We start from the raw sequence: 4593 nt of genomic DNA, 5'->3' as shown, positions 1-4593 counted from the left end.
ACGGAGATCTTCCCGAAAACGGATGCCGGCCAGGCGCAGGTACGGTTACGGCTACCCGCAGGTACCCGCGTGGAAAGAACGGAAGCGGCTACCCAGCAGCTGCTGCACCTGGCTGATAGTATTACCAATGGCCAGATCGGGATCAGCTCTGCATTCGTGGGCGTACAGCCCTCCAGCTACCCGGTGAACCTGATCCACCTCTGGACAAGCGGGCCGCATGAATCGGTAACAAAGATAAAATTGAAGAGCGGCGCCGGTATGGCCATTGAAAGTTTTAAAGAAGCGTTGCGGAGCGCTGTTAAAAAAGAGATCCCTGCAGCAACGCTATCCTTTGAGCCGGGCGATATGGTAGAACAAGTGGTGAACATGGGAACGGCTAACCCCATTGAGATTGCTGTTATGGGAAAGAACCTTTCCCAAAGCCGGAAGATCGCCGGTGAGCTGAATAAAAAATTGCAGGCGATCCCTTACCTGCGGGATGTGCAGATTGCTACACCGCTGGAGTACCCGGGAGTTAAACTCAATATTGACCGGATAAAGGCAGGTCAGCTGGGATTAACGGTGGATCAGATCACCCGGTCAACGGTGGCCGCTACTTCTTCCAGCCGTTTTACGCAGCCCAACTACTGGCTGGATAAAAATACCGGTACTGCTTACCAGGTGCAGGTAGAATATCCGCAGTACCGTGTGAACAGCGCCGATGAGCTGGGCCTGGTGCCGGTGGCTGCTGCCAACGGTAACCCCGTTTACCTGCGGGATGTGACCACTGCACAAAAAACAACATCGCCCGGTGAATATGACCGTATTAACCAGCAACGATACATTACCCTTACAGCAAATATTTATAAAAAGGATGTAGGCAGCGCGGTGAAGGAGGTGAAAAGCACTATTGCCTCATTGGGTGAATTGCCCGCGGGCGTTAAGATCATGCTGCGTGGGCAGGCCGACCTGCTTACCCAAACCATGAGTGAGCTGGAAACGGGGCTGCTGATTGCCATTGTGGTGATCTTTTTAATGCTAACGGTGAATTTCCAGTCGTTCCGTTTATCGTTGGCGGTTTTATCGGTGGTGCCGGCAGTAATTGCCGGGGCATTGCTGCTGTTGCTGCTCACCGGTCAGTCATTAAACATTCAATCCTACATGGGCACCATCATGGCGGTAGGCGTGGCAGTGGCCAATGCTATTCTGCTGATCACGAACGCTGAACTTTTCCGGAAAAAAGCTATGCCGGGTTATGCGGTAACAGGCGCCGGTAACAGGTTACGCCCTATACTCATGACCAGCATGGCGATGATTGCAGGCATGATCCCGATGGCCATTGGCTTTAGTGAAGGTGCTGATCAAACGGCGCCACTGGGGATTGCTGTTATCGGGGGACTGATCTTTTCCACGGTCAGCACCCTGGTATTTCTGCCGGCTATTTACACTGGTATAATGGGCAAGCGCGCATATCATAACCCCTCCCTTCACCCGGAGGATAAAGAGAGCAGGTACTATGAGGCAAACAATGATTAAACGGATCTTCTATAAAAAATATACGATGAGATTTTTTGATTCTATTATAGGGTTGGCATCACTGGTAGTTATATTAACGGCCTGTAAGCAAAACAACGGCAACAAGGAGGCGGCAGCGAAAGCAGGTGCTGATTCGGCGGTTGTTTTCCTGCTCCGGAAAGATACAGTTAATAAACAGGTTACCTTTCCTGCGGAGCTGATACCCCTGGAACGGGCAGAGATCTTTGCAAAGGTGAGCGGCTATGTAGGTGCGTTGAAGGTAGATATTGGCGATAAGGTAAGCAAGGGCCAGCTGCTGGCGTTGCTGGAAGCGCCGGAAACCGTGGCCAACTATGCGCAGGCCAATGCGGACGTACAAACCGCCCGTTCTAAATATCTTGGCAGCCTGGATGCCTATAAGCGGATCGTGAATGCTGCAAAGGTAGAAGGGACCATAGCTGCCGGCGAGCTGGAAAAAGCCAGGAGCCTGATGATGGCAGATAGCGCTGCGCTGAATGCCACCCGGTCGAAAACGAATGCCTTTGCGCAATTGAAAGACTACCTGACCATCCGCGCTCCGTTCAGTGGTATTGTTACACAAAGAAATGTTGACCCGGGTACACTGGTAAGTGCGGGCAATCCAAAACCGCTGCTGGTAGTGGAAAATATAAGCACGCTCCGTTTACGGGTGCCCGTTCCGGAATCATATACTGCTGCCAATGCAGAAACATCCACCATTAACTTCACGGTGGATGCACAACCGGATGTAACTTACCAGGCGAAATTATCCCGTAAAGCAGGCGCCCTGAACCTGGCTAACAGAACTGAAACATGGGAGTTCCTTTTCAGCAACAGTGACCATCAGCTGAAATCAGGCATGTTTGCCAATGCTATATTAAAACTGGGCAGGAAAGCTCCCACCTTCCTGGCGCCGGCATCGGCGGTGGCCACCAACCTGGAAAAGCGTTTTGTGATCCGTTTGAAAAATGGCAAGGCAGAATGGGTAGATGTACGTAATGGCATCAGCCTGGGAGATAGAACAGAGATCTTCGGGGACCTGTCAGAACAGGATACCTTACTCATGAGAGCTACAGATGAAATAAAAGCAGGTACGGCACTTGCGCCAAAATTTTTGAAGCAGTAAGTGCCGCCCTGTACAAGCTTAAACCGGCCACAGGTAATGCTTTACTCTGCCCGTAACGACTTCACCGGGTTTACAAGCGACGCCTTTATTGCCTGGAAGCTAACGGTAGCAAAAGCAATGATGATGGCAGTTATGCCGGCTACTGCTATCAGCCACCAATGCATAGTGGTACGGTAAGCAAAATCATGCAGCCATTGCTGCATGGCAAACCATGCAATGGGCGATGCAATAACAATGGCTATCAGCACCAGCTTTAGAAAATCTTTTGACAGCATGCCAACAAGGGTAGGCACACCGGCGCCCATCACTTTGCGGATGCCGATCTCCTTGGTGCGCTGTTCGGCAGCATAGGTGGCCAGCCCAAATAAACCCAGGCAGGCAATCACAATAGCCAAAAATGTAAAGGCCATAAATATTACTCCTATGCGGCCCTCTGCACGGTAAGCAGCATCAAATTCAGCATCCATAAATGCATAAGTGAGCTGCTGATCAGGCGCAACAGCTTTCCATTTATCTTTGATCTTACCCATAAGGCTGCTGATGCTGGCGGTATTAAGCTTTACATTTAAAGCGCCTTTATCCCCACCCAGATACAGCACCACCGGGGTTATATTTTGGCGCAGCGATTTAAAATGAAAATCTTTTATCACGCCAATAATCTTAAACGGCTGCACACCATTTGTGTTGCGGTAAATAGTTTTATTTAGAGGGTCTTTAAAGCCAAAGAACTTTGCGGCCGATTCGTTGATAATAACGGACGAGGAATCCGTTCTCATGCCGGGTGAAAAATTGCGGCCGGCCTGCAGCTGCATGCCCATTGTTTTAATATAGTCCTCGTCAACCGGCCAGAACTCCGTAAGCATGGAAGTGTGCGAGGTAAGCGTTACATCCGGGAAAAGGGCCGTAATACTGCTGGCCGTTCCCGTTGGCACAAAGCCGGAGAACGATGCCTCTTCAACATCCGGTAATTGTTTTATTTGCTGCTTAAAGGTTTGTGCCTGGTTATTGAGGCGCTCCGTATTTTTTATAATTAGCACCTGCTTACGGTTATAGCCAAGGTTAGTAGTTTGTATGTAGTGAAGCTGGTTATAGATAACCAGGGTGCCGATAATAAGGAAGATGGAGATGCCAAACTGGAACACCACCAGGAAACTACGCAGGCTGCCCCCTTTAAACCCGGCGGAGAATTTACCTTTCAATACATTAATGGGCTGAAAGCGGGAAAGGAAGAACGCCGGGTACGATCCTGCGATAAAGCCTATAACCACTGTTAACACCAGTGAGCAGGGCACAAGCCATGCAAATGTTTGCCAGCTGAACGCCAGCTGTTTGCCCGACACCCGGCTGAACAGGGGCATAAACAGCCATGCTGTTATAATAGCTATGATCGTGGATGCAAATGTTACCAGCAGGGACTCCGTTAAGAATTGAGCAATGAGGTGTTTGCGTGGGGAGCCCAGCACTTTGCGTACCCCTACTTCTTTAGCGCGGTTCGACGAGCGCGCTGTTGAAAGGTTCATGAAATTTACGCAGGCAATAAGCAGGATGAACAGGCCAATGGCTGAAAATATATATACATACTGAATGCTGCCGTTGTGGCCAAGCTCCTGCTGCAGGTTTGAATGCAGGTGTATGGAGGTTAAGGGCGTTAAAGTGTATTTTAAATAGTCGTCTTTGCCAAGCCAGGGCGCCATGAACTCCATAGCCACGCTGCTTAATTTTTTGCTGATGGCTGCGGTGCTTGCGCCGGGCTTAAGCAGCAGGTAAGTATTATAACCACCGCCGCCCCAGTTAGGGTTGCGGCTATCTGCCAATGTTTCCATTGACAGGAACATATGATAATTAAAATGGCTTTGCTCAGGCAGGTCTTTTATAATACCCGTTACTTTAAAAGTGAGGGTATCGTTTAGTATCAGTGTCTGGCCAACAACGTTTACAGCATCAAAGAATTTTTT

3 protein-coding genes are annotated in these 4593 nt (G+C 49.7%); 2 read left to right on the top strand and 1 reads right to left on the bottom strand.

Features of this window, described 5'->3' with window-relative positions; genetic code table 11:
• Positions 1–1515 (top strand): efflux RND transporter permease subunit (locus VIM87_RS15420; RefSeq protein WP_331997853.1); only part of this gene is annotated, 1515 nt, incomplete at its 5' end.
• Between the two features lie 25 nt (positions 1516–1540).
• A complete protein-coding gene (locus VIM87_RS15415; protein WP_331997852.1) occupies positions 1541–2638 on the top strand; it encodes an efflux RND transporter periplasmic adaptor subunit in 1098 nt (365 codons plus the stop codon).
• 41 nt (positions 2639–2679) lie between these two features.
• Here VIM87_RS15415 and VIM87_RS15410 read toward each other — a convergent pair.
• Positions 2680–4593: FtsX-like permease family protein (locus VIM87_RS15410; protein WP_331997851.1), on the bottom strand; the 1914-nt coding region annotated here is incomplete at its 5' end.

The organism is Chitinophaga sp. (assembly GCF_036569125.1).
In the GTDB taxonomy this organism is placed as follows: Bacteria; Bacteroidota; Bacteroidia; order Chitinophagales; family Chitinophagaceae; genus Chitinophaga.
The sequence above is the reverse complement of the archived record's forward strand: the minus strand, read 5'-3'. Positions and strand labels throughout refer to the sequence as shown.